This window comes from Vibrio sp. 10N.222.55.C6 (assembly GCF_041473395.1).
Classification (GTDB): Bacteria; Pseudomonadota; Gammaproteobacteria; order Enterobacterales; family Vibrionaceae; genus Vibrio; species Vibrio crassostreae_C.
Genome location: NZ_JBFRSD010000875.1, coordinates 1 through 439, shown reverse-complemented (window position 1 = coordinate 439; position 439 = coordinate 1). Strand labels below are relative to the sequence as shown.

At 42.8% G+C, this 439-nt stretch carries 1 protein-coding gene; it reads left to right on the top strand.

The features are described from left to right. Positions 1 to 86 precede the first annotated feature (86 nt). A partial coding sequence (locus tag AB4486_RS26650; protein ID WP_372119769.1) for an MATE family efflux transporter occupies positions 87 to 439 on the top strand: 353 nt, incomplete at its 3' end.

Sequence of the window (439 nt, the reverse complement as noted above, 5' to 3'; positions counted from 1 at the left end):
CAGATCGTTTTGACAAATAGACAGCTTTTGAAAATAGATAGTTTGGCAAAAGTTTGTGATGAACCTGAACAATACAGCCTAAACAAATGCCGATAAACTTCTCGCATATTAACCACAGGGGAAATGCGATGCGCTCGACATATCTTCATCTAGACAAAGATTTTTGGCAAAAGCTTTTACACATCGGTTTGCCTGTATCGCTACAAACCATGTTGTTTTCATTACTCGGCGTGGTCGATATTTTTATGGTTAACCAACTGGGTGACTCTGCAACTGCGGCGGTTGGTGTGGGTAACCGCATATTTTTCTTCAACTTGATCATGGTATCCGGGATTAGCGGCGCTGTCAGTGTGCTAGCTTCGCAATATTTCGGTGCGGGAGATTTCAACGGAATTAGACGCACATTAGCACAGTCATGGGCATTGTCTGTCTTTACCAT